Here is a 23,577-nt window from a genome sequence, read left to right as displayed (position 1 = left end):
TGTATCCAATGGCGAAGTGAAAAGCGTGTCTTTAGTCCGCGAGTCCGCGCTGGCGGACGCGAGCCCTGTCCTCAGGGCTTCGTTATGGGGTCCAGTCTATTTTTTGCGACCATGATCACAATAGCCGTCCACCACGCCCCCTTTTGGTGCCTGTCAGCCTCCATTGACAGTCGTTGCACCAAGATGAGGCTCATCCCCCGCCCTCCCGGCGACTCAGCAGAGCCAGGGCAGCGCCATGTCCGCCGGCTCCTCGGCCCTGGGCTCTTGCTGCAATCCCTCTATCATGATGGCGGCAATCTCGTCATAGGCGGCGGACCAGGCCTGGGCGAGGGTCGGGGTGAAGTGTTCGCCGAGCCGCTGGGCCATGACCCGGGTCATGGCGACCTTGACCAGGACGAAGTGTTCCGGCTTCACCCCGTAGCGCCTGTGCTGCTGGCCGAGGTGGCGAATGATGAAGCGCAGCGCGTCCAGCTGCTCCAGGCTGGTCAACACCGTGTTGAGGGTCTGAGCCACCTTGTTGATGAGGCGCTCATCCGTCATGGTGAACATGGGGAGCAATCCCGGGTCAAGGCGAAACAGCTCCCGGTAGATCTCCTTGACAAATTCATTGCTAAACAGCGAGATACGGCTCCATGCTCGCTGCACTATTTCTATATCGTCAGAGGTCATATGCCGTCCTTAGCCATGGCCGCTTCCCTGCCCGGCAGCAATTGCACACTGTAATAACAAAATAGTTATTAGCGGCAACTCTGCCAGCCTCCCGCCACTCCCCACGCCGTGATCACTCCCTGACAGCCGTGTCAATCCGGGAGCTCGCTGTTAGTTCCAGATGATTTCGTTCTCGCGAGTCGCCCTGCCATAACCACAGGTTCCACCGTGCCACTGGCAGTGCGCGCCGATCTCCCCTATAGGTTCTGGACATTCGCTGGAGAATTGCCATGGTGAACTGGCCCGCAACCCTGCTGTTGATAATGCTGCCCCTGCTGCCCGCCGCCGCGGCCCAGGCGGCCGACAAGGGTCAGTTTCGTCAGGCACCGCGCGCCATCAATGCCCTGCAGCAGGGTCAGGCGGCCCAGAACCGGGGCAACATCAGCCAGGCCATACGCCACTACTGCGTGGCGGCCAGCACGGGCAACCCGGAAGGCTACTACCGCATCGGTCGCCTGCTTGCCCCCCGCAATCCCAAGCTGGCCAACGGCTATCTCGCCATGGCCATGCGCCTTGGCAGCCAGCAGGCCGCTCGCTACTACAACAGCCGGGTCGGCAACACCCCCATAGGGGACAACTGCGGCGCCCAGCTGGGCGGTGGCGGCGGCTTCACCATCCCCAGCACCCCCTTCAACCTCGACGCCTATCTCGCCCGCCAGTCTCCCGCCAAACGCAGGCTCGCCACCCTGCTGCGCCAGGCCGCCGATCGCCATGAGATAGACCCCCGCCTGGTGCTGGCCATTGCCATCGCCGAGTCCAATCTGGAGACCCATGCAGTCTCCCCCAAGAATGCCCAGGGGGTGATGCAGCTCATCCCCGCCACCCAGGCGCGCTTCGGAGTGACTCGCCCCTTCGACCCGGAGCAGAACATCAGGGGGGCCCTGGCCTATCTCAAGTGGCTGGATCGGGAGTTCGACGGGGACTGGGTACTGATGTCGGCCGCCTACAACGCCGGCGAGGAATCCGTGACCCGCTATGGCGGCATCCCCCCCTATGCCGAGACCCAGCACTATGTGCGCAAGGTGCTCTATTTCGCCGGCCAGGATCCCCTGGCCAAGCAGGCCGGGCGCCCGAACCGCTAGCGACTGCGCCCGCGCCTCGACTGGCGCCATGGGGCCATTCCCTCACGGCGCCATCGGCTTTCCCCCCGTCGGCCATTGGTTTACAATCGCCCCGTTATTCGGAACCGGCTGACCCCAGTCGTCAGCTGGCCCCACCACGGCATCAGCTCGTTGACAAAAACAAGTTAACCTGATGAAAAGGAAAGAGAATTAGCCAATGGCTCAATTTATTTACACCATGAACCGGGTCGGCAAGGTCGTGCCGCCCAAGCGTCATATTCTCAAGAACATCTCCCTCTCCTTCTTCCCGGGCGCCAAGATAGGCGTGCTGGGTCTGAACGGCGCCGGTAAATCCACCCTGCTGCGCATCATGGCGGGGCTGGATACCGAGATCGAAGGGGAAGCCCGTCCTCAGCCAGGCATCAAGATAGGCTACCTGCCCCAGGAGCCCAAGCTGGATCCGGAGCAGACAGTGCGCGAGGCGGTGGAAGAGGCGGTCGGCGAGGTCAAGCGCGCCATGGCCCGCCTGGATGAGGTCTATGCGGCCTACGCCGATCCGGATGCGGATTTCGACAAGCTGGCCCGGGAACAGGGCGAGCTGGAGGCCATCATTGAATCCCAGGGTGGCCACAACCTGGAGAACCAGCTGGAGCGCGCGGCCGATGCCCTGCGCCTGCCGGCCTGGGACGCCCAGATCAAGCACCTCTCCGGGGGTGAGCGCCGCCGGGTTGCCCTGTGCCGCCTGCTGCTGGAAAAACCGGACATGCTGCTGCTGGACGAACCGACCAACCATCTGGATGCAGAATCCGTGGCCTGGCTGGAGCGCTTCCTGCACGACTACGAAGGCACTGTGGTGGCAATCACCCACGACCGCTACTTCCTCGACAACGTGGCAGGCTGGATCCTTGAGCTGGACCGCGGCGAAGGCATCCCCTGGGAGGGCAACTACTCCTCCTGGCTGGAGCAAAAAGATGCCCGTCTGGCCCAGGAAGCGAGCTCGGAAGCGGCGCGCAAGAAGTCCATCGAGAAGGAGCTGGAGTGGGTTCGTCAGAATCCCAAGGGCCGTCAGGCCAAGTCCAAGGCCCGTATGGCCCGCTTCGAGGAGCTCAACACCAGCGACTACCAGAAGCGCAACGAGACCAACGAGCTGTTCATTCCGCCCGGACCCCGCCTCGGCGACAAGGTGCTGGAGGTGGCGAACCTCTGCAAGTCCTATGGTGACAGGCAGCTGATCGACGATCTCTCCTTCTCCATTCCCAAGGGTGCCATCGTCGGCATTATCGGCCCCAACGGCGCCGGTAAATCCACCCTGTTCCGCATGATGTCGGGCCAGGAGCAGCCGGATTCCGGTTCCATCACCCTGGGTGACACCGTGGTGCTGGCGTCGGTGGACCAGTTCCGCGACACCATGGATGACAAGAAGACGGTGTTCGAAGAGGTGGCCGACGGTCAGGACATCCTGCGCATCGGCAACCACGAGTTCCCGAGCCGCGCCTATATCGGCCGCTTCAACTTCAAGGGCGCCGATCAGCAGAAGCGGGTGGGCGAGCTGTCCGGTGGTGAGCGGGGCCGTCTGCACCTGGCCAAGCTGCTGCAGACCGGCGGCAACGTCTTGCTGCTGGATGAACCGACCAACGATCTGGACATCGAAACCCTGCGCGCCCTCGAGAACGCCCTGCTGGAGTTCCCGGGTTGCGCCATGGTCATCTCCCACGATCGCTGGTTCCTCGACCGTATCGCCACCCACATCCTGGACTACCAGGACGAGGGCAAGATTGCCTTCTTCGAGGGCAACTTCACCGAATACGAAGAGTGGAAGAAGAAGACCTATGGCGCCGATGCGGTTCAGCCGCACCGTGCCAAGTACAAACGCATCACCAAGTGATGCGCCGCAGGGGGAACCTTGGCTCCCCCTGCACTTATCCCCCATGCCCCCATTGTCCGCTGCCATACTGACGGCTGACCCAGGTCCGGATCCACATCATGACCCCACACCCTGCCCGACTCACCCTGCTGATGCGGATCGAGCCCGGTTGCCTCGGCCCGGACGGCAAGCTGCACATAGCGACCTTCTGCGCCGCCGCGACCCGGCTGTTTGCCGCCAGCGCGCCCCAGGGGCTCTGCTGGCAGCTGATCCCGCGCCACGACAAGCGCCTGCCCGAACTGAGTTTCCTGCTCCAGGATCAGACCCTGACCGATCCCCAGGCCGAGCGCTACCTGCAACGGCTGGGGCTGGCCCTGGCGCCACTGCGCGAACAGGCGGACGAGCGACTGGCCGAACTGGTGGATCGCTACCTCAAGACCCTGGGGAGCAGAAGCCCCTGACCCTGGCGCCAGGGCCCAGCAACAAGCGTCTATCGGCACCCTTTTCCAGCCCGACCCGGCAAACGTTTGAATTTTTGCTCTATTGATGGAGCAAACACCCGCTTCCCAGGTTTATGAATGGCGCCGCCTGTGTGAGAATGTGCGCGCTGTCACGGTATCAGGAGGGATCTGATGGTTTGTCATCAGCTCCGGGTCATGCCCCGCATGGATGGGACCGACCCCGTGCCTGCCACCTATTTCACGTCACCTATGGAATCCAACATGAATCAAGCACCACAAACCGCTCAGCCTGCCCCGGGGCAAGGATGGCTCGAGCGTCTGTTCGCGCTCAAGAGCCATGGCACCAATGCCCGCACCGAGCTCATCGCCGGGGTCACCACCTTCCTGACCATGGTCTATATCGTGTTCGTCAACCCGCAGATCCTCTCCAATGCGGGCATGGATACCCAGGCGGTGTTCGTCACCACCTGTCTCATCGCCGGCATCGGCAGCATTCTGATGGGATTATTGGCCAACCTGCCCATCGCCCTGGCCCCCGCCATGGGGCTCAATGCCTTCTTCGCCTTCGTGGTGGTGGCGGGCATGGGCTACTCCTGGCAGGTGGGCATGGGCACCATCTTCTGGGGCGCGCTGGGCCTACTGATCCTGACCCTGCTGCGGGTGCGCTACTGGCTGATTGCCAACATTCCCCTCACCCTGAGGGTCGGCATCACAGCCGGTATCGGTCTGCTCATCGCCCTGCTCGGCCTGCACAACGCCGGCATAGTGGTGGCGAGCCCGGCCACCATGGTGACCGTGGGCAACCTCACCTCCCTGCCCTGCCTGCTGGGGCTGCTGGGGTTCTTCCTCATCTGCATCTTCTCGGCCCGTGGCGTCCACTCCGCCGTACTGATCGCCATCGTGGTCACCACGGCCCTGGGCTGGCTGTTTGGCGATGTCACCTTCAAGGGATTCGTCTCCCTGCCGCCGAGCATAGCGCCGGTATTCGGTCAGCTGGACCTGATGGGGTCGCTCGACATCGGCCTCGCCGGGATCATCTTCTCCTTCATGCTGGTCAACCTGTTTGACTCGTCCGGCACCCTGATCGGGGTCACCACCCGCGCCAAGCTGGCCGATGAGCAGGGCCGCTTCCCGCGCATGAAACAGGCCCTGGTAGTGGACAGCGTGAGCTCGGTCGGCGGCGCCTTCATGGGCACCTCCTCGGTCACTGCATATATCGAGAGCAGCTCAGGGGTGGCGGTCGGCGGTCGCACCGGCCTCACCGCCATCGTGGTCGGCGTGCTGTTCCTGCTGGCGATCTTCTTCTCCCCGGTTGCCGCCATGGTGCCGGCCTATGCCGCCGCCGGCGCCCTCATCTACGTGGGGGTGCTGATGTGCTCCGAGCTGACCCGGGTCAAGTGGGAAGACTTGACCGAGGCGGTGCCGGCCTTCATGACAGCGGTGATGATGCCGTTCAGCTTCTCCATCACCGAGGGGATAGCCGTGGGCTTCATCTCCTACTGCGTGATGAAGGCGGGCACGGGTCGCTGGCGCGAGATCAACCCCTGTGTGCTGGTGGTGGCCCTGCTGTTCGTGCTCAAGTTCGTCTGGGTCGATAGCCACTAAGCCTTTATTGCACAAACAAAAATGCCCGTCATCGACGGGCATTTTTTTATGGCTGGCGAAGGAGGGGCTCAGCGAATGCCGCGGGCCTCGCGGATCCACTCCCAGGCCTGCTGGATCTCCTGGGCCTTCTCCTTGGCCATCTCCATCATCTCGGGGGGCAACCCCTTGGCGGCCAGCTTGTCCGGGTGATGCTTGCTCATCTCCTTGCGATAGGCCTTCTTGACCTCGGCATCGGCCGCCTCCTCGCTCACCCCCAGCAGCTGGTAGGCATCCTTGAGCCTGTCACGACTCGGAGGCTGCTGCCCCGCAGACTGATGCCCGCCCTGGTACTGGCCGCCGTGGCGAAAGAAGTTCATCTGCGCCTCGGCCATGGCCAGGATCCGCGCCAGCTCTATCTGGCTGAAGCCCAGCTCCTCGGCGATGGTCTGCAAGATGACCCGCTCGGCCGCCTCCACCTGACCATCGGCAAAGGCCGCCTGCAGCTGCACCTCCAGGAAGAAGCGCAAGATGTCGCGCTGCCCCTGACTGGCACTGCGAAACCCGGCCAGGGTCTGGCGCAGGGGGAAATCGGCCTCCTTGCCCTCGCGAAACGAGCGCTGGGCACTGCTGCGCTGCTCGGGAGAGAGCCGCATCCTGTCCATCAGGTTGGAGGCGACCCGGATCTCCTGCTCCGTGACCTGGCCCCCCGCCTTGGCGATGTGACCCATGACGGCGAAGGTCGCGTGGAAGAAGATGGCCTGCTGCTCGGCGCTCGGGGTACGGCGAAACGCCCCCTGGATGCCGAGCCCGCGGTCAAACCGGTGACCGAGCCAGAGGCCGATCAGCAACCCGAAGACATTGCCGAGCAGAAAACCGAAGAAGGCGCCGAGCACCTTGCCCCAAATACGCATGACTCAAGACCTCATCTCAATTAGTGGAGCCTGCCAGCTCGTCATCCAGGGCGCGCAGACGCGCCACGGTACCGATATCACGCCACTCACCGACCAGACGCGAACCGCCGACCCGTCCCTGAGCCATCCAGTCGCGCAGCAGGGGCGCCAGCTTGCGGCTGCCCTGGGCGAGGGGGGCAAAGGCCTCGGGCCGATAGAGGCCGATGCCGCTGAAGGTCAGGCCGGGCCTGTCTTGCACCCTGTCTGCGGCGAGGGAGAAGTCCCCCTCGGGATGCTGGGGCGGATTGGGCACCAGCCAGAGGTGAGCGAGATCCGCCCCCAGCGGCTGGTGCACCAGAGCGCCATAATCCGCATCGAGCCAGGTATCACCGTTGATCACCAGAAACGGGGCATCGCCGAGCAGGGGCAGGGCCTGCACTATGCCCCCCGCCGTCTCCAGGGCGCTCTCCTCCGCCGACCAGGCTATCTGCACCCCGAACTGGCGGCCATCGCCGAGGGCCGCCACCAGCTTGTGGCCGAGCCAGGCGTGATTGATGACCAGCTCGCTTACCCCGGCCGCCTTGAGTTTCTCGATATGGTGCACGATGAGGGGCTTGCCCCCCACCGCCAAGAGCGGCTTGGGCAGAGTGTCGGTCAGCGGGCGCATCCGCTCGCCACGGCCGGCGGCCAGGATCATCGCCTTCATTCGCCCTCACCCGCTTGTCGTGGCGCAAAGCCGGGCAGCACCCGGCGCACCAGCCAGTCGCCAAATGCCTTCAGCACCGGATGGGCTTCGCCATGGATACGACACGCATCCACCACATAACCCAGGGTGCGGGGAATGTCCTTGAGATAGCCGGATTTGCCATCCCTGTGATAAAGGCGGGTGAAGAGCCCCGCCGCCTTCAGGTGACGCTGCATGCCGGTCAGATCTGCATGACGACGGAAACTGGCATAGTCGAGCCCGGCCAGCAGATTGGCGCGGCTCAGGGTCTCGAAGCCGTGGCGCATGCCCTGCTCCATCACCTCGTCCGGCCAGCGCACATAGCAGTCCTTGAGCAGGGAGACCAGGTCATAGCTCAGCGGCCCGATGACCATGTCCTGAAAATCTATGATGGCCAGCTCGCTCTCGTCCGGGGTGTCGCCACCACACACCATCAGGTTGCGGCTGTGGAAATCCCGGTGCATCACCCCCTGGGGCTGGGCCAGGTTGTTCTCGGTGAGGCAGGCGAAGGTGTCCTCGAGCTGTCGTCGCTCGTCCTCGTCCAGGGTCAGATTGAGGTGCTGACCCAGCAGCCATTCGGGGAAGATGGCGTTTTCCCGGGCCATGAAGGCGGCATCGAAGGGCTCAAGCGAGAGGGTCACGCCACCGAGCCGCGGCAGCAAGGCGATGGCTTTCTGATACCAGGCCAGCACGCAGGTCTCGTCCAGGCAACGGATGAGCTGGGTGTCGCCCAGATCCGTCACCGCCAGCAGCCCGAGAGCATAATCGACCGCCCGCACCTCGGGAGCCAGCAGGCCCCTTGCGTGCAGGGCCGAAGCATTGCGGACAAACTCTTGATTTTTCTCTGTTTGTGGATTGGCATCCACCCAGACAAGGCCGCCGCCCCGATAGTATCGACGGAAACTGGCGTCGCCGGAAATGAGAGACAAGGTCAGGGTGTGGTCGCCCGTGTGGTGGCGAGCGAACTGGAGCAGGGAGTCAAAACGATCTGGCATGGGTGAAGGACCAAGGTGGAAAGCAGCGCTTGGCTGTTAGCCCTGGCCGCAATAATGCTTTATCATTGCCGGCTAACATAAAGCAATGAGATGCAATGTCAACTCGATGAGTCCTGGCGTATTATGCATGCTCTTGAATCAGCCGTTTCGATACGGATTGCGCGAGTCTTCTACATGACAAAATGGACACTGGGGCGTGCCTGTCCCATCGCCCTGACCATTGGCCTTGCTCCGGCGCTGTTGAGCCCGGCATATCTCCAGGCTGCGCCAATGAGCGTACCCGCCGCCACGGGTCTGCTGGACGAGCTCTGCTATGACTATGTTCCCAAGATAGAAAAAGCCCCCGCCAGTCAGGATGCCAATGCCCTGCCGGTGGAGGTGGACGCCGACCGGCTCGAAGCCAAGCAGGGCGGCACCGCCGTCTATGAAGGCGACGTCAAGGTGCGTCAGGGCGTGCGCAAGTTTGACTCCGATTATGCCCAGCTCGACCAGAAGAGCCGGGATGTGATCGCCATCGGCAACATCTACTACAACGATGGCCAGATCACGGTCACCAGCGACAAGACCCTCAAGTCCAACCTGGATACCAAGGATTCAGAGCTCGAAGAGGGCAAGTATCAGGTCCATGGCTCTGCGGTGCGCGGCTCGGCCGATCGGGTCATCATGACCAACAACAACCAGAACATCACCCTGGAAGGGGCCCAGTACACCACCTGCCCACCGGGCCAGGAAGCCTGGACCCTGAAGGCGGGCAGCATCGACATCGACCAGAACGAGGTGTTCGGCGAAGCCTGGAACGCCAGCCTCTGGCTCTATGACTACCCTGTGTTCTACTTCCCCTATATCAACTTCCCCATCAAGGACGAGCGCAAGACGGGTCTGCTCTACCCCAGCTATGAGCAGAGTTCCAAGAACGGCATGGACATCAACCAGCCCTTCTACTGGAATATCGCCCCCAACTACGACGCCACCATCAGCTCCCGTTTCATGGACAGGCGCGGCCTGATGGAGCAGGTCGAGTTCCGCTACATGCCGGACCCGGCCCACAGCGGCACCCTCTATTTCGAGAACCTGGCAGACGACAAGCAGTATGACGACACGGCCAGCCTCAACGACTATCTTGCCGATGGTCACCGTTACCTGCTGAGCGCCCGTCACACCTCTCTTTTCCTCGACAACGCCCTGGTGGTCTCCCTCGACTACACCAAGGTGCGGGACAACGACTACAACTATTTCAATGACTTTTCGCCGCCGGTCGGCACCCAGGTCGACAACCAGTTGCAACAGTCCCTCACCGCCGGCTACTACCAGCAGAACTGGAACCTGACCACGGAGGCGCGCACCTACCAGATCCTGCTGGCCGGTGCCCAGCAGCCCCACACCATGCTGCCGCGCATCAACCACAACTATTACCATCAGGGCCGCTGGTACGATCTGGCCTGGAACACAGAGCTGACCAATTTCGGCTATGACAACGACCAGTCCACCATAGGAGAAGCCTATACCGGCACCCGCCTCTACAGCGCGCCGACCCTGACGGTGCCGCTCATCGATGCGGACGGTTACTACCTCGACAGCCAGTACAAGCTGATGTACACCCAGTACAATCAGGATGTCCCGGATACCAGCAAGCTCACCAGCTACTACCGCAACAAGGGGCTGACCCACCTCGACGACAACGTCACCCGGGTGTTGCCCTCGTTCCGCCTCAAGGGTGGCCTCACCTTCGATCGTCAGCAGGACTGGTTCGGCGAGCGTGCCAACCAGACCCTGGAGCCCGAGTTCCAGTACCTCTATATCCCCTACAAGGATCAGGACAACATAGGCATCTACGACTCGACCAGCATGCGCCAGGACTACTACAGCCTGTTCAGCGATCGCCGCTTCGCCGGGCTGGATCGGATCAGCGACTCCAACCGAGTCTCTGTCGGGGTCACCAGCCGGGTCTATGATGCCGTCGGTGACGAGCGCCTGCGCCTGGCCCTGGCCCAGGCATTCGACTTCGTCGCCCCCAGGGTCACCCTCTATCCCAGCGACGAGGCGAGCACCAACACCCGCTCACCCTTGTCATTCGAGGGGGATGCCAAGATAAGCGAGCAGTGGTTTGCCCACGTCGGTGCCCAGTATGACGTGCAGGAGAAGGAGTTCAGCTCCGCCAACAGCGCCCTGGAGTATCGCCACGAGAAGCTGCTGAGCCAGCTCAACTACCGCTTCGTGCGCGATGCCAACTACGACCTCTCCCGCAGTGGCGAGAGCGCCGACATCAACCAGGTCGGCATGTTGCTCGGTACCCCCCTCAACGACCGGTGGCACCTCTATGGCGGCTACTACTACGACCTGGATCAGAACGTGAATGTTGACCGCAAGGTAGGGATCAAATATGACTCCTGCTGCTGGAGCATCAACTTCAACCTGGAATGGGTCAACAGCCCGGATAACGTCACCTACCAGCCCACCTCGGAGCGTAGTTTCGGCATCCAGTTTGAGATGAAAGGATTGGGCAGTGTGGGTACGGGTGCCAAGGGCACCAGCCTGGATACCGATGCCCTGCCTTACATTCGTCCGTTTAACCTGCGGGACCAGTGAGTCATCGCAAAACGCCTTGAGAGATGGATATGAAGAAGACGTGGATTTCCCTGCTGACCGCAGGTCTGTTCGGAGTCATGAGCCAGAGCGCGTTTGCCTCCCCCGAGCTCATCGACAAGGTGCTGGCCGTGGTCAACAAGGATGTAGTACTCGCCAGCCAGCAGGATGCCCTGGTCAACAAGATCAAGTTCTCGGCCAAGGAGAGCGGCCAGGCGCTGCCCGATGACGCCACCCTGCGCAAACAGGCGCTGGATCGCCTGATCCAGGAGAGCCTGCAGCTGCAACTGGCGGACAGACAGGGCCTCAAGATCAGCGACACCCAGCTCGAGCAGGCCATCCGCAGCATAGCGGCGGACAACAAGATGAGCCTGGAGCAACTGCGGGCCCAGCTGGAGCGCGAGGGCATGAGCTATGCCCAGTACCGGGAAGAGGTACGCCGCGAGATCCTGATGAACGAGGTGCGCCGCAACCAGATCCGCCGCCGCATCAACATCTCGGATCAGGAAGTCAAGCAGGTGGTACAGGCGTTGCAGGCCCAGGGCCAGCAGCAGCAGGAGTACCACGTCGGTCACATCCAGATCGCCCTGCCGGACAACCCGAGCGCCGAGCAGCTCAATGCCGCCAAGGCCAAGATAGAGAGCCTGCTGACCCGGCTACGTGGCGGCGCCGACTTCCGTGAGCTGGCCATCGCCGAGAGCAACGGTCCCAAGGCCCTGGAAGGGGGTGACTGGGGCTGGATGAGCCCGCAAGGCATGCCCACCCTGATGGCCGAAGCGGTACAGGGTGCCAAGAAGGGGGACATCGTCGGCCCGCTGCGCTCCGGCGCCGGTCTGCACATCGTCAAGGTGTTCGATACCAAGGGTCTACAGCAGGTGGTGCAGACCGAGGTGAAGGCTCGCCACATCCTGATCAAGCCCTCCATCATACTGAGCGAAGAGAAGGCCAAGGGCATGCTGGACGGCTTCCTCCACGACATCAAGAGCGGCAAGGCCGACTTCGCCGCCCTGGCGGAGAAGTACTCCGAAGATCCCGGCTCTGCGGTGCAGGGCGGCGAGCTGGGCTGGTCCGATCCCAACGTCTATGTGCCGGAATTCCGTGACATGGTCAACCGCCTGCAGCCCGGCCAGTACAGCGAGCCCTTCCGGACCAGCCACGGCTGGCACCTGGTGCAGCTGGAAGAGAGACGCAGCCAGGATGCCACCGACAAGGCCCAGGAGCAGCGCGCCTATCAGCTGATCTACAACCGTCGCTTCGTGGAAGAGTCCCAGGCATGGCTCGACGAGCTGCGTGACGAGGCCTATATCCGCATCGAAGGTGCCGGCAGTTGATCACCTGTCAGCGTCTTGCCATCACCCCGGGTGAGCCGGCCGGCATAGGGCCGGATCTGGTACTCGACATCGCCCGGCGCGACTGGCCCCACCAGTTGGTGGTGATTGCCTCCCCCGAGCTGATGCAGCGCCGGGCCAAGGCCCTCGGGCTTGAGATCGCGCTCCTGCCCTATGATCCCGCCCAGCCTGCCCGCCCCCAGCGGGCCGGCACCCTGACCCTGTGTCCGGTCGCCCTCGGCGCCCCCGAGCAGGCCGGTCAGCTCGACGAGGCCAATGGCGCCTATGTGCTGGCCACCTTGCAGCGTGCCTGCGACGGCAACATGAACGGTGAATTTGCCGCCGTGGTGACCGGGCCCGTGCACAAGGGCATCATCAACCAGGCCGGGGTCTCCTTCAGCGGCCACACCGAATTCTTCGCCCAGCAGGCGGGGGTACCGGATGTGGTCATGCTGCTCGCCACCGACGGCCTGCGGGTGGCGCTGGCCACCACCCATATTCCCCTCGCCTGCGTCGCCCGCGCCATCACGGCGGAGCGCCTGGGCAAGGTGATCCGCATCCTCAATGCCGACCTCAGAGACAAGTTCGGCATCAAGGCCCCCAGGATCTATGTCTGCGGCCTCAATCCCCACGCCGGGGAAGGGGGTCACCTGGGCCGTGAAGAGATGGATGTCATCGAGCCCGCCCTGGACGCCCTGCGCCAGGAGGGGATCGATCTGGTTGGCCCCCTGCCAGCCGATACCCTGTTCCAGGAGAAGTACCTCAAGGATGCGGACGCGGTACTCACCATGTACCACGACCAGGGGCTGCCCGTGCTCAAATACAAGGGCTTCGGGCGCTCGGTCAATATCACCCTCGGACTCCCCTTCATCCGCACCTCGGTGGACCACGGCACCGCACTGGATCTGGCAGGCAAGGGCCTGGCAGACTCGGGCAGCCTGGTCACCGCGCTTAACCACGCCATCTTGATGGTAGAGAAAAAAATATGAGCAGTAAGATGCACATGGGCCACACGGCCCGTAAGCGTTTCGGTCAGAACTTCTTGCACGACAGCTATGTGATCGACCAGATCGTGGCCGCCATCAACCCCCAGCCGGGCCAGAACCTGGTGGAGATAGGCCCGGGCCTGGCCGCGCTGACCGAGCCGGTCGCCGCCCAGATGGACAAGATGACCGTGGTCGAGCTGGACCGGGATCTGGCGGCGCGCCTGCGCGAACACCCCACCCTCAAGGACAAGCTGACCGTCATCGAGGCCGATGCCATGCGCTTCGACTTCAGCACCCTGATGGGAGAAGGCAAGGGGCCGCTGCGCATCTTCGGCAACCTGCCCTACAACATCTCCACCCCCCTCATCTTCCACCTGTGCGACTTCGCCGACCGGGTGGAAGACATGCACTTCATGCTGCAAAAAGAGGTGGTGCTGCGTCTGGCCGCCGGCCCCGGCAGCAAGGCCTATGGCCGCCTGAGCGTGATGACCCAGTACTACTGCCAGGTGATCCCCGTGCTGGAAGTGGGCCCGGGTGCCTTCAAGCCGGCCCCCAAGGTGGATTCCGCCGTGGTGCGCCTGGTGCCCCACAAGAACCCGACAATCGTCGCGAAAGACATTCGCTGCCTGAACCGGGTCTGCACCGAAGGCTTCGGTCAGCGCCGCAAGACCATCCGCAACAGCTTCGCGAACTTCATCACCGAAGCCCAGCTGGCCGAGCTTGGCATCGACGGCAACCTGCGCCCGGAGAACCTCTCCCTAGAGCAGTTCGTGACCGTGGCCAACTGGCTGGCCGATCAGCAGCAGGGCTGACGCCATGGCGACACCGACCATACAGATCCGCCCCCACCCCAGCTATATCGAGGGCAGCCGGGACCCTTACCAGTTCCTCTATCTCATCGAGATCCAGAACCTGGGGCCGGGCAAGGCGCAGCTGCTCGCCCGCCGCTGGCTCATCACGGACGCCAACGGCAAGCGGATCGAGGTAGAGGGACCCGGAGTGGTCGGTGAACAGCCCGTCATCGCCCCCGGCGAGACGTTCCGCTACCAGAGCGGGGTGCCCCTCGACACGCCGCTGGGGGTGATGGAGGGGAGTTATCTGATGCGTGACGAGGCGGGCCACGAGTTCGAGGCCCCCATCGCCCCCTTCACCCTGGCCGTCCCCCACATCATCAACTGAGGTCCCATGGCAAACTGTTTTGTCGGCGATGTGCAGGGTTGCTATGACGACCTGCGTCGCCTGCTCGATATGGCCGGTTTCGATCCCGCCCATGACACCCTCTGGCTGGCGGGGGATCTGGTGGCCAGGGGGCCGGACTCCCTCGCCGTGCTGCGCTATGCCCATTCCCTCGGCGAGCGCGCCGTCTGCATCCTGGGCAACCACGATCTGCACCTGCTGGCGGTGGCCGAAGGGGTGGCGCCGCTCAAGAAGAAAGACAGGCTGCACGACCTGATGGAGGCGCCGGACAGGGATGCGCTGCTCGACTGGCTGCGCCATCGACCCCTGCTCGCCGAGAGCGAGCATCCGACCCGCCCCGTGCTGATGGTGCATGCCGGCCTGCCCCCCAGCTGGGACGTGGCGACCGCCCGGCGCTGCGCCCGGGAAGTGGAGACACTGCTGCGGGGGGATCAATACTCGTGGCTGCTGCACCACATGTATGGCGACCAGCCGGATGCCTGGCATGAAGGGCTGCTCGGCATAGAACGCTACCGCTACATCATCAACAGCTTCACCCGGATGCGGTTCTGCCACCTCGATGGCCGACTCGACTTCAAGTGCAAGCTGGGACCGGACGAATCCACCCCTGGGCTGCGTCCCTGGTTCGAGCTGCGGACGCGTCGCGACGAGGATCCCATCCTGGTGTTCGGTCACTGGGCGGCCCTGATGGGCAACACGGGGCGAGACCACATCAAGGCCCTCGATACCGGCTGCGTCTGGGGCAACAGCCTCACCCTGTGGCGCCAGGAGGATGACGCCCTCTTCAGCACCCCCTGTCCCGCCTACGCCCGCTGAGGGACGCAGACAGCAAAAAGGCCCGTACCGGGCCTTTTTTCATGATGGGACGCCGGGGATCAACCGGCGATCCGCTCCAGGGTCTCGAAGCGGTAGGAATGGGGGTTGCGTGCATCGGGCTGATAGATCTCCTGCTCGATACAGCGCCACTGCGGCCCCTCATACTCCGGGAAGCGGGTATCCCCCTCGGCCGCCAGATCGATGTGAGTCAGATAGAGGCGATCCGCCCGCGGCAACAGCTGGGCATAGAGATGACCACCGCCAATCACCATCAACTCCGCCGGCGCCTCCCCCTCGGTCAGGGTGGTCAATGCGTCCTCGATGGAGGAGAACACCTCGATACCCGGCGCCGTGAATCCGGCATTGCGGCTGATCACCAGGTTACGTCGTCCGGGCAGCGGGCGGCCAATGGACTCGAACGTCTTGCGTCCCATCAACACCGGCTTGCCCAGGGTGACCCGCTTGAAATGGGCCAGATCGGCGGGCAGGTGCCAGGGCATCTGGTTGTCCAGCCCTATCACCCTGTCCCGGGCCATGGCGGCAATCATGGAAATCTTCATCTCGCAGCGTCTCTCACACAATGGGGCGGTTACGGTACACGACCAGGGAGGGTATCGCCAGCCCGAAGCTCAGGGCGCCGACGATGAAGAGCGCCTTGAGTCCATTTTCCAGCGCGCTCTCGATAAGTGTCATGGTCACGCCATGAATGTTGAGCTCGACGATGGCGATCATCGCCTTGAACGCATAGCCGCCGGGGATCATGGGGATGATGGACGCCACGCTGAACACGGGCCGTGGCGCCAGCAGCCGCCGCGACCAATAGACACACACGAAACCCACCATGGTGGATGCCGCCAGGGTGGCCCATTCGATGGGCACCCCCTGGTGGATCAGCAGGGTGCGCAGGCTGTGGGCCAGGGCCCCCCCCATGGCGCAATATTTCAGCATGCGCGGCGGCACATTGAACAGCATGGCAAAACCGACGGCCGGAATGGCCGACCAGAAGGCATCCCTGGCCAGCAGCCAGAACAGCTCCATCATGGCCTCCCCCTCCCCTCGCCCGCGACAGCCGACCGGGCAGGCAAGCACCTCATGGGGCACTGACCCAGGTTCATATCAGCCTCCACCATACCTTGCCTCCCCAGACCTCGGCGATGGACATCGCCAGAATGATGCCGATGGCGGCGCTGATGGTGAGCAGGCTCGCCGTCCCCCAGCGGGCCAGCCCCATGTTGAAGTAGCCCTTCACCATGTCGGAGACGGCATTGATGAGGGGGAAGCCGGGCACCAGCAGCAACACGCTGGCCGCCATGGCGAGATAGGGTTGCTGACCCCAGCCGAAGAAGGTGGCGCTGGAGGCGAGCAGAGTGGCGATGAAGCCGGTCACGGCAAAGTTGATGAGGGGGCTGTGATGGTGGCGCGCCATCAGCTGACGTACCCGCATGGCGCAGGCGCTGGCGAGGAAGGTCACCAGGAAGATGGGCCAGTCGCCGCCAAACAGCAGGCTGAAGGCACCGCAGGAGAGGCCCACCATGGGCACCACCAGCCAGGGGTGGTAGTGGAACGGCTTGATGGCATCGAGGCGATGCCGAACCTCCCGCGCCTCGATCAGTTGCTTCTCCGCCATGATGCACAGACGCTGGATCTCGCACACCACCTGCATGTTGATGCCGTGTTCGCGGACCCGGCGAGTGGTGGTGACGCAGTGCCCCCGATAGAGGCTGGTCAGGACGATGGCGCTCGAGGAGATGGCCATCTCGACGCTCTCCAGCCCCAGTGCCAGGCCGAGCCGCGTCGTGGTCTGCTCGATAAGACGGCTCTCGGCACCGAACTGGGCCAGCATCTGCCCCGTCTTGACGACGATACGGGTGACGTCCGTCTGCTGTTCCCGGGACAGCTCCCTGCTTGGGCTCATACTTCTCATCTTCCCTTCGAGACATGGCATGAAAGCCGTTATCTTAACCAAACCCGGCAGACCATTCATCCGGGAAGAGCGGGGGAAACAGGTGAGAAGATCAAGATGTTGGCAGATAACTCGTCCAGCGAGCGCCTCTGGCCGCCAGCGCAGCGAAGGCGCCCCTCGATATGGCGCCAAACGGAAAAGATGAAAGGATCATCGCCCCCGGCGACGGATAAGGGCCCTGGCCCGCTACCCTCTGCCCTTATTTGGGGAGACGATCTTGCAGCGACACCACATTGTTATTTCGCCGGATCGGAGGAGGCGGCTCATCCTCGGCGGAGAGGGAGCAGAGCCGGTTCATCTCGCAATGCATCAGGAAGAAGGTCTCCTGCATCATGTTGACGATGCGAATGCAGCTGTCGATGGGGTTCTTGGCCAGGCGGCGCTGGCAATCGACCTGAAACTGCAACCCTCGCAACCTGCGCTGCTGATCCGGGCCTGCGCTGGCGATGACCGCCTCTATCTGTTCATAGAGCAGGGTTTCCAGCAATTGCGGCTCGCTGGCGGCGAGTCGTTTCAGGGTATCGAAGTCGGGTAATTCCATGGTTCCCTCCACTCTCGAGATGAGAGGGTGTGGTGCCAGTGCCCGACCGGGCCCGGCACCCTCTACTGGTTATATATGCCAGCGAGGGCGGGAGTTCAATTTGACGGCGACGGGAAGCAAGGCTCCCATTGAAAACGTATTTTCATGATGCCTTCCTATTCCCCATTAGGGATCAACACCTTGAATATGGAGGGTGGCAAATAAGTCCTAACGCTATTACTTATACATTTTTCATGGCCATAGCCGCGTCATTATTCCCCTTTCTCGAAACATCCCCTGAAAATATATTTTCAAGCACAGGAACGCCTGTGGAAAATGACCGCCTCGAAAGAGAGGCGTCATATAGGGCGTTTAACACATCTATCTGATTATGCTATTTTATTTGCCTATTTACCGTCACGACAAGGGGTCGTATGAACAAGGCAAGAATCGGCATCGTCACCGTCAGCGACCGAGCCAGCGCAGGCATCTACGAGGATCTCTCCGGCAAGGCCATCATGGAGACCCTGGGCACCTATCTCACCTCCCCCTGGGAGCCGGTCTACCGGCTGATCCCCGATGAGCAGGATCAGATAGAGGCGACCCTGGCCCGGCTGGCGGACGAGGAGGGGTGCTGCCTCATCGTCACCACGGGCGGCACAGGGCCGGCCAGACGGGATGTCACCCCTGAAGCCACCGAGGCGGTGTGCGATCGCATGATGCCGGGCTTTGGCGAGCTGATGCGGGCCGAATCCCTCAAGTTCGTGCCCACCGCCATACTGTCGCGCCAGACCGCGGGCCTGCGGGGCAGCACCCTCATCGTCAACCTGCCTGGCAAGCCCAAGTCCATCCGCGAGTGTCTGGATGCGGTCTTCCCCGCCATCCCCTACTGCATCGATCTGATGGAGGGACCCTATCTCGAGTGCGACGAGCGCGTCATCAAGCCGTTTCGTCCCAAGAAATAACCTGCCCCCCTATGACAGAGGCGCCCCTGGCGCCTCTGTTCATTCAGGGACGCGCCTTCATGACCAGCGCTTGAAGATGAGCGAGGTGTTGATGCCGCCAAAGGCAAAATTGTTGGACATCAGGTAGGTGGCATCCAGCACCCGGCCACCACTGCGGATATGGTCAAGGGGGGCGCAGGCGGGATCCGGCTCGCCGAGGTTGAGGGTGGGGGCGAACCAGCCCTCTGCCATCATCTCCAGGGAGAGCCAGGCCTCGACGGCGCCGCAGGCCCCCAGGGTGTGACCGAAATAGCTCTTGAGGGAGGAGATGGGGGTCTTGTCCCCGAACAGGGCCGAGGTGGCGTGGCTCTCGGCGATGTCCCCCCGTTCGGTGGCGGTGCCGTGGGCGCTGATGTAATCGATCTGCCCGGCCTCCAGGCCGGCGTCGGCCAGGGCCAGGGCCATGCAGAGCTGCATCGTCTCTTGCTGGGGCTGGGTGACATGGGCCGCATCGCAGTTGGTGGCAAAGCCCACCAGCTCGGCGATGATGGGGGCGCCCCGTGCCTGGGCATGCTCCAGCTCCTCCAGGATCAGGGTGCCCGCCCCCTCCCCTATCACCAGACCGTCCCGTTGCCGATCGAAGGGCCTGGGGCTCAGCTCGGGGTGATCGTTCATCTGGCTGGTGGCAAACAGGGTGTCGAACACCACGGCCTCGGACGGGCAGAGCTCCTCCGCGCCCCCCGCCACCATGAGATCCTGGTAGCCGTGCTTGATCGCCTCATAGGCATAGCCGATGCCCTGGCTGCCGGAGGTGCAGGCGCTGGAGGTGGGAATGACCCGGCCCCGCAGGCCGAAGAAGAGGCCGGTATTGACCGCCGCCGTGTGAGGCATCATCTGCACATAGGTGGTGGCCGTGATGCTGGCCGTGGTCTTGTCGTTGAGCATGGCGCCAAAGGCGCTGATGGGTGCCGTGCTGCCGGTGGAAGAGCCATAGGCGATGCCGGTACGCCCGCCGGTCAGCACGGGGTGGCCGAGAAGCCCGGCCCGGGCCAGGGCCAGCTCGGTCGCCACGGTCGCGAGCTCGGAGACCCGCCCCATGGCCCGGGTCTTCTTGCGGGGATAGTGCGCCGGCAGCGCAAACTCCGGAATGGGGGCCGCCAGCCGGGTGTTGAGACCGTCATAGACGGCCCACTCCGGCATCTGGCGCACCGCGTTGCGCTCCGCCTTGAGGCGGGGCCCCACGCTCTGCCAATCGTTGCCAAAGGCGGTCACCCCGGCCATGCCGGTTACCACGACCCGTTTCATATTCCCACTCCCTGCCATGTGTGACGCGTTTGAATCAAGAGACTGACTGCGTTCATATCAGCCCCCCGTTGATGGAGATCACCTGACGGGTGACATAGCCTGCGATGTCCGACATCAGATAGGAGACCAGGCCCGCCACCTCGTCCGCCTGCCCCATCCGCTTGAGGGGGATCATCTTCATCGCCTCGGCCTCCACCTCGGCGCTCACCATGCCGGTGTCGATGAGGCCGGGGGCGACACAGTTGACCGTGATCCTGCGCTTGGCCAACTCCAGGGCCAGGGCCTTGCTCGCCCCTATGATCCCCGCCTTGGCGGCGCTGTAGTTGACCTGCCCCCGGTTGCCCATGATGCCGGAAACCGACGACAAGGTGACGATGCGCCCGCCCCGGCGCAGCCCTATCATGGGCATGATGCAGGGCTTGAGCAGGTTGTAGAAGCCGTCCAGGTTGGTGTGCAGCACCCCGTCCCACTCCTCGTCGGTCAGGGCCGGGAAGGCGCCATCGCGGATGACGCCGGCATTGCTGACCACGCCGTAGTAGGCGCCATGGGCCTCGATATCGGACTCGAGCCGGCTGCGGCACTGCTCCCGGTTCGAGATATCGAACTGGATCAGCCGCCCCTGGCCCCCGGCCGCCACTATGGCGTCCAGGGTCGTCTGGGCACCTGTCTCATCGCCGTGATAGTGCACCACTATGTGAAAGCCATCGGCGGCCAGTCTCAGGGCGATGGCGCGGCCTATGCCCTTGCTGGCCCCGGTCACCAGTACGGTGGAATTCATCATCAATCCTTTCCTCACAGATTCATCAAATTCGGTCTTGCCGCCGGTCCGGCGCTCATGGCGATGACGGCGCCAGCAGCTGAGCCAGCTCTCCCTCGGCGGGGAGATAGGTACTGAGCCTGGCCTCGGCACACGGTTGCCCCTCGCGCAGGATCCGGCACTCGAAGCTGGCCATGGCACCATCTTCCAGCAGGCATTCGGCCTCGATCGTCAGGCGATCCCCAGGGGCGAAGGCGGCTACCCGGCTGCGATACTGGCGGCTGCCAAGCAGCATGCCGATGCGCACCGGCTCCCCCCGCTCCCGTCCCCGCATCCCGGCCCAGGCGGCGATGGTCTGGGCCATCAGCTCGATGCCGACCCAGCCCGGCAGGGCGCCATCGGCATCGAGAAGCAGGGCGTGACGCTCCCCCACCCGGGTCTCGCAGCAGACCCGGGCCCCCTGATAATCCAGCAGGCGATCCAGCAGCAGCATGGGGGCCTGATGGGGCAAGAGCGCGTCGATGGCTATCTCATTCATGGGAGGCTCCCTTTTCTCGCGCCGGGACCCGTCCCAGCAGCAGGCTGACATTGTTGCCACCGAAGGCAAAGGAGTTGGACAGCACCCGGGCCAGCGGCCTTGCCGGCGCCTCCCCCCGGGCCAGCCGGATGGGGGCCAGGGCGGGATCCTGGGCCTCCCCCTGACGGGGCGGCGCCATCTCCCGGGCGAGCAACAGGCAGCAGATCGCCGCCTCTATGGCACCGGCCGCCCCCAGGGTATGGCCGGTCAGCATCTTGCTGGAGCTGGCGGGCGCGCTCTGCGCCGCCCCGAACAGCCGGGCGAGGGCCAGGCTCTCCATCTCGTCGTTGAGCCGGGTCGCGGTGCCGTGGAGATTGATGTAATCCAGCTCGCCCGGCGTCACTCCCCCCTGGCGCAGCGCCATGCGCATGGCCGCCTCGGCTCCCAGCCCCTCTGGGTGGGGTGCCGAGACATGCCAGGCGTCGGAAGACTCGCCCGCCCCCAGCAGGGCGAGCCCGGCCCGCTCCCGGGTCAGCAGGAAGAGGGCGGCCCCCTCCCCTATGTTGATGCCGCACCGCTCGGCCCCGAAGGGACGGCAGCGGCTGAGGCTGAGGGACTCCAGGCTGTCGAAGCCGTTGAGGGTCAGGCCGCACAGGCTGTCGACGCCACCGACGATGACGGCATCCGCCAGCCCGGCCGCCAGCAGCCGCTGGCCGCTGATAAAGGCGCGGGCGCTGGAGGAGCAGGCGGTGGAGAGGGTATAGGCCGGGCCGGTCAGGGCCAGGTGGCGGGCGAGAAAATCGCTCGGGGAGCCCAGCTCCTGCTGGCGATAGTCAAACCCGGCCGGGATCCCCTCCCCCCCCTGCCAGGCGGCGACCGCCCGCTCCGCCTCGGCGATCCCCGAGGTGCTGGTGCCGAGCACGATGGCGATGCGATCCGGAGCCAGCCGGGCCATGAGCGCATCCAGCCCGGGCCGGATCTGGGCCAGGGCCGCCAGCAGCAGGCGGTTGTTGCGCGAGTCGTAGGCCGACAGCGCCTGTGGCACGGACGGCAGAGCCCCTTTCACCCGGCCGACCGGGGTCAACCTGCCGTCGCTCAGTGGCTGGCGCTCGCCGTCCAGGGGGCTTATGCCGCTCTCCTGCCAGCGGCTCAGGGCCGCAGCGACCGCCGTCTTCCCCTCTCCCAGGGCGCAGATCAGGCCGTAATCCGCAATGAAGCAGGGAGAGACGCGAGTCATCACAGTGTTCATGGGGCCAGTTTCTCCATCTGCAGCTCGTAATCGAAGGCGTGCTGCACCAGGCGCACCGGCTCCCGCTCCCCGCCTATCTCCCGGTAGTGGATCTCGCTCACCAGGGTACCCGCAGGATCCCGCAGGCGACGCACCATGCCCTCGTCCTCCAGACGCCAGCCCCTGGGCAGCCTGGGCTGCCAGGCCGAGAGGGGCCAGTAGCCGAGCATGACGTCGGCCAGCACCTGGGCCACCGGCGGCAGCGCCGTGCCCCCCAGCAGGCTGGAGAGCTGCTCGCTGCGGATCGCCTCGCCGTCATAGCTCAGCCGAAACAGCCGGATCCCGCTCGGGGTCAGCCCCACCAGGGTGAGCTGGCGACCGTCTGCCTCCAGCACCGTCAGCAGCTGATGCTCGCCGCCCCGGGTCCGGGCACTGAGCAGCTGCTGGCGATAGAGGGGCTGATCCCGCAGGGGAGCGGGCAGCACCAGGCTGACGGTCGGGGTCAGCAGGGCGCGGTTGTCCGGCGCCCCGGCGCCTGACCGATCGGCACAGGCCGTGAGCAGCAGCAGACCAAACAGCATCGCAATTCTCATGATTTCTCCAACACCAGGGGCGACAGCAGGAAGGCGGTAAAGATACCCCCGCTCAACACCAGGCCGAAGCCCGCGATGGCCGGGGTGTGACTCAGGGCCAGCAAACCGAACGCCAGCTGGGTGGTCAGGTTCGCCAGCAGGACCGCCAGCAGGGTCGCCCGCTGACGCCGGGGATCGGCGCCGCTGTGGGCGAAGAAGAGCCCATAGTCGATGCCGATGCCAAAGATCAGGGCGAGGGCCAGCACCCCGAACAGGGTGAGAGGCTGGTCGAAGGCGGCGAGCAGGGCCAGACCGGCCCCGAGCGCCAGGCCATTGACCAGCAGGATCCGCCCCCCCTTGCGCCAGCCGAGCCGGTACCAGAGCAGGCCGCCCACCAGGGCGACGGCCAGGGCCAGCAGCTCGGCCAGGGTGAGGCGATAGTGGGCGAACAGCTGGCTCCACTGGCTGCGCTGATCCTGCCAGAACACCCCCTCTCGCCCCTCGGCCAGGGCCGCCAGGGCGGCGGGATCCGCCACGCCGTTCACCGGCAGCCAGAGGGCCACCCGGCCATCGG

24 protein-coding genes and 1 pseudogene are annotated in these 23,577 nt (G+C 64.2%); 11 read left to right on the top strand and 14 right to left on the bottom strand.

What is annotated here, in order from left to right:
* Nucleotides 1-213: 213 nt before the first annotated feature.
* On the bottom strand, nucleotides 214-669 hold the full coding sequence (locus BN1119_RS06520; RefSeq protein ID WP_041995491.1) for a globin domain-containing protein: 456 nt from the start codon (nucleotides 667-669) through the stop codon (nucleotides 214-216).
* A 269-nt stretch (nucleotides 670-938) separates the two neighbouring features.
* On the opposite strand from BN1119_RS06520, the gene BN1119_RS06515 reads away from it, so the two are divergent.
* The 4 genes from BN1119_RS06515 (at nucleotide 939) to BN1119_RS06500 (ending at nucleotide 5,699) form a co-directional block, all read left to right on the top strand.
* Nucleotides 939-1,790, top strand: coding sequence for a lytic transglycosylase domain-containing protein (locus BN1119_RS06515; RefSeq protein ID WP_084205329.1), 852 nt, complete (start codon nucleotides 939-941; stop codon nucleotides 1,788-1,790).
* 196 nt (nucleotides 1,791-1,986) lie between these two features.
* Nucleotides 1,987-3,654, top strand: a complete 1,668-nt coding sequence (gene ettA, locus BN1119_RS06510) for an energy-dependent translational throttle protein EttA (RefSeq protein WP_041995488.1) — start codon at nucleotides 1,987-1,989, stop codon at nucleotides 3,652-3,654.
* 98 nt (nucleotides 3,655-3,752) lie between these two features.
* The gene (locus BN1119_RS06505) at nucleotides 3,753-4,094 is read left to right on the top strand and encodes a hypothetical protein (RefSeq protein WP_041995486.1); all 342 of its coding nucleotides are present in this window, start codon (nucleotides 3,753-3,755) and stop codon (nucleotides 4,092-4,094) included.
* Nucleotides 4,095-4,343: 249 nt separating this feature from the next.
* Nucleotides 4,344-5,699, top strand: a complete 1,356-nt coding sequence (locus BN1119_RS06500; RefSeq protein ID WP_174217910.1) for an NCS2 family permease — start codon at nucleotides 4,344-4,346, stop codon at nucleotides 5,697-5,699.
* Between the two features lie 68 nt (nucleotides 5,700-5,767).
* On the opposite strand, the gene djlA is transcribed toward BN1119_RS06500, so the two are convergent.
* Genes djlA through BN1119_RS06485 form a run of 3 tightly spaced genes read right to left on the bottom strand, consistent with a single transcriptional unit; the run spans nucleotide 5,768 to nucleotide 8,287 of the window.
* Entirely contained in the window at nucleotides 5,768-6,589 is an 822-nt protein-coding gene (djlA, locus tag BN1119_RS06495; RefSeq protein WP_041995482.1) for a co-chaperone DjlA, read from the bottom strand.
* A gap of 16 nt (nucleotides 6,590-6,605) precedes the next feature.
* Entirely contained in the window at nucleotides 6,606-7,274 is a 669-nt protein-coding gene (gene murU / locus BN1119_RS06490; RefSeq protein ID WP_041995480.1) for an N-acetylmuramate alpha-1-phosphate uridylyltransferase MurU, read from the bottom strand.
* Nucleotides 7,271-8,287, bottom strand: coding sequence for an aminoglycoside phosphotransferase family protein (locus BN1119_RS06485; RefSeq protein WP_041995478.1), 1,017 nt, complete (start codon nucleotides 8,285-8,287; stop codon nucleotides 7,271-7,273). The genes murU and BN1119_RS06485 overlap by 4 nt, the downstream gene beginning before the upstream one ends.
* A 174-nt stretch (nucleotides 8,288-8,461) precedes the next feature.
* Between BN1119_RS06485 and lptD the strand changes: the two genes are divergently transcribed.
* From lptD to BN1119_RS06455, 6 genes are read left to right on the top strand one after another with little or no spacing between them, the layout of a single operon-like run.
* Complete coding sequence (gene lptD, locus BN1119_RS06480) at nucleotides 8,462-10,873, top strand: LPS assembly protein LptD (RefSeq protein WP_041995476.1); 2,412 nt, start codon at nucleotides 8,462-8,464, stop codon at nucleotides 10,871-10,873.
* A gap of 29 nt (nucleotides 10,874-10,902) precedes the next feature.
* The gene (gene surA / locus BN1119_RS06475) at nucleotides 10,903-12,201 is read left to right on the top strand and encodes a peptidylprolyl isomerase SurA (RefSeq protein ID WP_041995474.1); all 1,299 of its coding nucleotides are present in this window, start codon (nucleotides 10,903-10,905) and stop codon (nucleotides 12,199-12,201) included.
* Nucleotides 12,201-13,187: a 4-hydroxythreonine-4-phosphate dehydrogenase PdxA gene (pdxA, locus tag BN1119_RS06470; protein ID WP_041995937.1), complete on the top strand. Its 987-nt coding sequence runs from the start codon at nucleotides 12,201-12,203 to the stop codon at nucleotides 13,185-13,187. Before surA ends, pdxA begins: the two co-directional genes overlap by 1 nt.
* A complete protein-coding gene (gene rsmA / locus BN1119_RS06465; protein WP_041995472.1) occupies nucleotides 13,184-13,996 on the top strand; it encodes a 16S rRNA (adenine(1518)-N(6)/adenine(1519)-N(6))-dimethyltransferase RsmA in 813 nt (270 codons plus the stop codon). Before pdxA ends, rsmA begins: the two co-directional genes overlap by 4 nt.
* 4 nt (nucleotides 13,997-14,000) lie before the next feature.
* Entirely contained in the window at nucleotides 14,001-14,363 is a 363-nt protein-coding gene (gene apaG, locus BN1119_RS06460) for a Co2+/Mg2+ efflux protein ApaG (protein ID WP_041995470.1), read from the top strand.
* Nucleotides 14,364-14,369: 6 nt separating this feature from the next.
* Nucleotides 14,370-15,197, top strand: coding sequence for a symmetrical bis(5'-nucleosyl)-tetraphosphatase (locus BN1119_RS06455; protein ID WP_041995468.1), 828 nt, complete (start codon nucleotides 14,370-14,372; stop codon nucleotides 15,195-15,197).
* A 59-nt stretch (nucleotides 15,198-15,256) separates the two neighbouring features.
* Here the strand turns inward: BN1119_RS06455 and folA are convergent, their stop codons facing one another.
* The 4 genes from folA to BN1119_RS06435 form a co-directional block, all read right to left on the bottom strand.
* Nucleotides 15,257-15,757 carry a type 3 dihydrofolate reductase gene (folA, locus tag BN1119_RS06450; protein ID WP_041995466.1) on the bottom strand — a complete coding sequence of 167 codons (501 nt, stop codon included), beginning with the start codon at nucleotides 15,755-15,757 and terminating at the stop codon, nucleotides 15,257-15,259.
* A 13-nt stretch (nucleotides 15,758-15,770) separates the two neighbouring features.
* Entirely contained in the window at nucleotides 15,771-16,238 is a 468-nt protein-coding gene (locus BN1119_RS06445; RefSeq protein WP_041995464.1) for a threonine/serine exporter family protein, read from the bottom strand.
* A gap of 70 nt (nucleotides 16,239-16,308) precedes the next feature.
* Complete coding sequence (locus tag BN1119_RS06440) at nucleotides 16,309-17,112, bottom strand: threonine/serine exporter family protein (protein ID WP_041995462.1); 804 nt, start codon at nucleotides 17,110-17,112, stop codon at nucleotides 16,309-16,311.
* Between the two features lie 247 nt (nucleotides 17,113-17,359).
* Nucleotides 17,360-17,701, bottom strand: coding sequence for a DUF3135 domain-containing protein (locus BN1119_RS06435; RefSeq protein WP_041995460.1), 342 nt, complete (start codon nucleotides 17,699-17,701; stop codon nucleotides 17,360-17,362).
* Nucleotides 17,702-18,114: 413 nt separating this feature from the next.
* Here BN1119_RS06435 and mog point away from each other — a divergent pair, with 413 nt between their 5' ends.
* Nucleotides 18,115-18,645 (top strand): molybdopterin adenylyltransferase, encoded by a 531-nt coding sequence (gene mog, locus BN1119_RS06430; RefSeq protein WP_041995458.1) that lies wholly within the window; start codon nucleotides 18,115-18,117, stop codon nucleotides 18,643-18,645.
* 57 nt (nucleotides 18,646-18,702) lie between these two features.
* Here the strand turns inward: mog and BN1119_RS06425 are convergent, their stop codons facing one another.
* The 6 genes and pseudogenes from BN1119_RS06425 to BN1119_RS06400 all read right to left on the bottom strand — a co-directional run.
* Nucleotides 18,703-19,929 (bottom strand): beta-ketoacyl-ACP synthase, encoded by a 1,227-nt coding sequence (locus BN1119_RS06425; RefSeq protein WP_041995456.1) that lies wholly within the window; start codon nucleotides 19,927-19,929, stop codon nucleotides 18,703-18,705.
* Nucleotides 19,930-19,981: 52 nt separating this feature from the next.
* Entirely contained in the window at nucleotides 19,982-20,707 is a 726-nt protein-coding gene (locus BN1119_RS06420) for a 3-ketoacyl-ACP reductase FabG2 (protein WP_041995454.1), read from the bottom strand.
* Between the two features lie 55 nt (nucleotides 20,708-20,762).
* Nucleotides 20,763-21,224, bottom strand: coding sequence for a hotdog family protein (locus BN1119_RS06415; protein ID WP_041995452.1), 462 nt, complete (start codon nucleotides 21,222-21,224; stop codon nucleotides 20,763-20,765).
* Nucleotides 21,217-22,452 carry a beta-ketoacyl-ACP synthase gene (locus BN1119_RS06410; RefSeq protein WP_084205327.1) on the bottom strand — a complete coding sequence of 412 codons (1,236 nt, stop codon included), beginning with the start codon at nucleotides 22,450-22,452 and terminating at the stop codon, nucleotides 21,217-21,219. The genes BN1119_RS06415 and BN1119_RS06410 overlap by 8 nt, the downstream gene beginning before the upstream one ends.
* Nucleotides 22,449-23,024 (bottom strand): DUF3261 domain-containing protein, encoded by a 576-nt coding sequence (locus tag BN1119_RS06405; RefSeq protein WP_041995450.1) that lies wholly within the window; start codon nucleotides 23,022-23,024, stop codon nucleotides 22,449-22,451. Before BN1119_RS06405 ends, BN1119_RS06410 begins: the two co-directional genes overlap by 4 nt.
* A pseudogene (locus BN1119_RS06400) lies at nucleotides 23,021-23,577 on the bottom strand (MMPL family transporter); the annotation flags it as partial. The gene BN1119_RS06405 and the pseudogene BN1119_RS06400, both read right to left, overlap by 4 nt.

Source organism: Aeromonas bivalvium (genome assembly GCF_000819765.1).
In the GTDB taxonomy this organism is placed as follows: Bacteria; Pseudomonadota; Gammaproteobacteria; order Enterobacterales; family Aeromonadaceae; genus Aeromonas; species Aeromonas bivalvium.
Note: the sequence above shows the minus strand (reverse complement) of the source record. Positions and strands in the feature narration are given on the sequence as shown.

Excerpts from the sequence above, each read along its gene's own strand:
- BN1119_RS06520 (WP_041995491.1), bottom strand. The coding sequence starts at position 669 with ATGACCTCTGACGATATAGAAATAGTGCAGCGAGCATGGAGCCGTATC.
- BN1119_RS06515 (WP_084205329.1), top strand. The coding sequence starts at position 939 with ATGGTGAACTGGCCCGCAACCCTGCTGTTGATAATGCTGCCCCTGCTG.
- ettA (WP_041995488.1), top strand. The coding sequence starts at position 1,987 with ATGGCTCAATTTATTTACACCATGAACCGGGTCGGCAAGGTCGTGCCG.
- BN1119_RS06505 (WP_041995486.1), top strand. The coding sequence starts at position 3,753 with ATGACCCCACACCCTGCCCGACTCACCCTGCTGATGCGGATCGAGCCC.
- BN1119_RS06500 (WP_174217910.1), top strand. The coding sequence starts at position 4,344 with ATGGAATCCAACATGAATCAAGCACCACAAACCGCTCAGCCTGCCCCG.
- djlA (WP_041995482.1), bottom strand. The coding sequence starts at position 6,589 with ATGCGTATTTGGGGCAAGGTGCTCGGCGCCTTCTTCGGTTTTCTGCTC.
- murU (WP_041995480.1), bottom strand. The coding sequence starts at position 7,274 with ATGAAGGCGATGATCCTGGCCGCCGGCCGTGGCGAGCGGATGCGCCCG.
- BN1119_RS06485 (WP_041995478.1), bottom strand. The coding sequence starts at position 8,287 with ATGCCAGATCGTTTTGACTCCCTGCTCCAGTTCGCTCGCCACCACACG.
- lptD (WP_041995476.1), top strand. The coding sequence starts at position 8,462 with ATGACAAAATGGACACTGGGGCGTGCCTGTCCCATCGCCCTGACCATT.
- surA (WP_041995474.1), top strand. The coding sequence starts at position 10,903 with ATGAAGAAGACGTGGATTTCCCTGCTGACCGCAGGTCTGTTCGGAGTC.
- rsmA (WP_041995472.1), top strand. The coding sequence starts at position 13,184 with ATGAGCAGTAAGATGCACATGGGCCACACGGCCCGTAAGCGTTTCGGT.
- apaG (WP_041995470.1), top strand. The coding sequence starts at position 14,001 with ATGGCGACACCGACCATACAGATCCGCCCCCACCCCAGCTATATCGAG.
- BN1119_RS06455 (WP_041995468.1), top strand. The coding sequence starts at position 14,370 with ATGGCAAACTGTTTTGTCGGCGATGTGCAGGGTTGCTATGACGACCTG.
- folA (WP_041995466.1), bottom strand. The coding sequence starts at position 15,757 with ATGAAGATTTCCATGATTGCCGCCATGGCCCGGGACAGGGTGATAGGG.
- BN1119_RS06445 (WP_041995464.1), bottom strand. The coding sequence starts at position 16,238 with ATGATGGAGCTGTTCTGGCTGCTGGCCAGGGATGCCTTCTGGTCGGCC.
- BN1119_RS06440 (WP_041995462.1), bottom strand. The coding sequence starts at position 17,112 with ATGAGCCCAAGCAGGGAGCTGTCCCGGGAACAGCAGACGGACGTCACC.
- BN1119_RS06435 (WP_041995460.1), bottom strand. The coding sequence starts at position 17,701 with ATGGAATTACCCGACTTCGATACCCTGAAACGACTCGCCGCCAGCGAG.
- mog (WP_041995458.1), top strand. The coding sequence starts at position 18,115 with ATGAACAAGGCAAGAATCGGCATCGTCACCGTCAGCGACCGAGCCAGC.
- BN1119_RS06425 (WP_041995456.1), bottom strand. The coding sequence starts at position 19,929 with ATGAAACGGGTCGTGGTAACCGGCATGGCCGGGGTGACCGCCTTTGGC.
- BN1119_RS06420 (WP_041995454.1), bottom strand. The coding sequence starts at position 20,707 with ATGAATTCCACCGTACTGGTGACCGGGGCCAGCAAGGGCATAGGCCGC.
- BN1119_RS06415 (WP_041995452.1), bottom strand. The coding sequence starts at position 21,224 with ATGAATGAGATAGCCATCGACGCGCTCTTGCCCCATCAGGCCCCCATG.
- BN1119_RS06410 (WP_084205327.1), bottom strand. The coding sequence starts at position 22,452 with ATGAACACTGTGATGACTCGCGTCTCTCCCTGCTTCATTGCGGATTAC.
- BN1119_RS06405 (WP_041995450.1), bottom strand. The coding sequence starts at position 23,024 with ATGAGAATTGCGATGCTGTTTGGTCTGCTGCTGCTCACGGCCTGTGCC.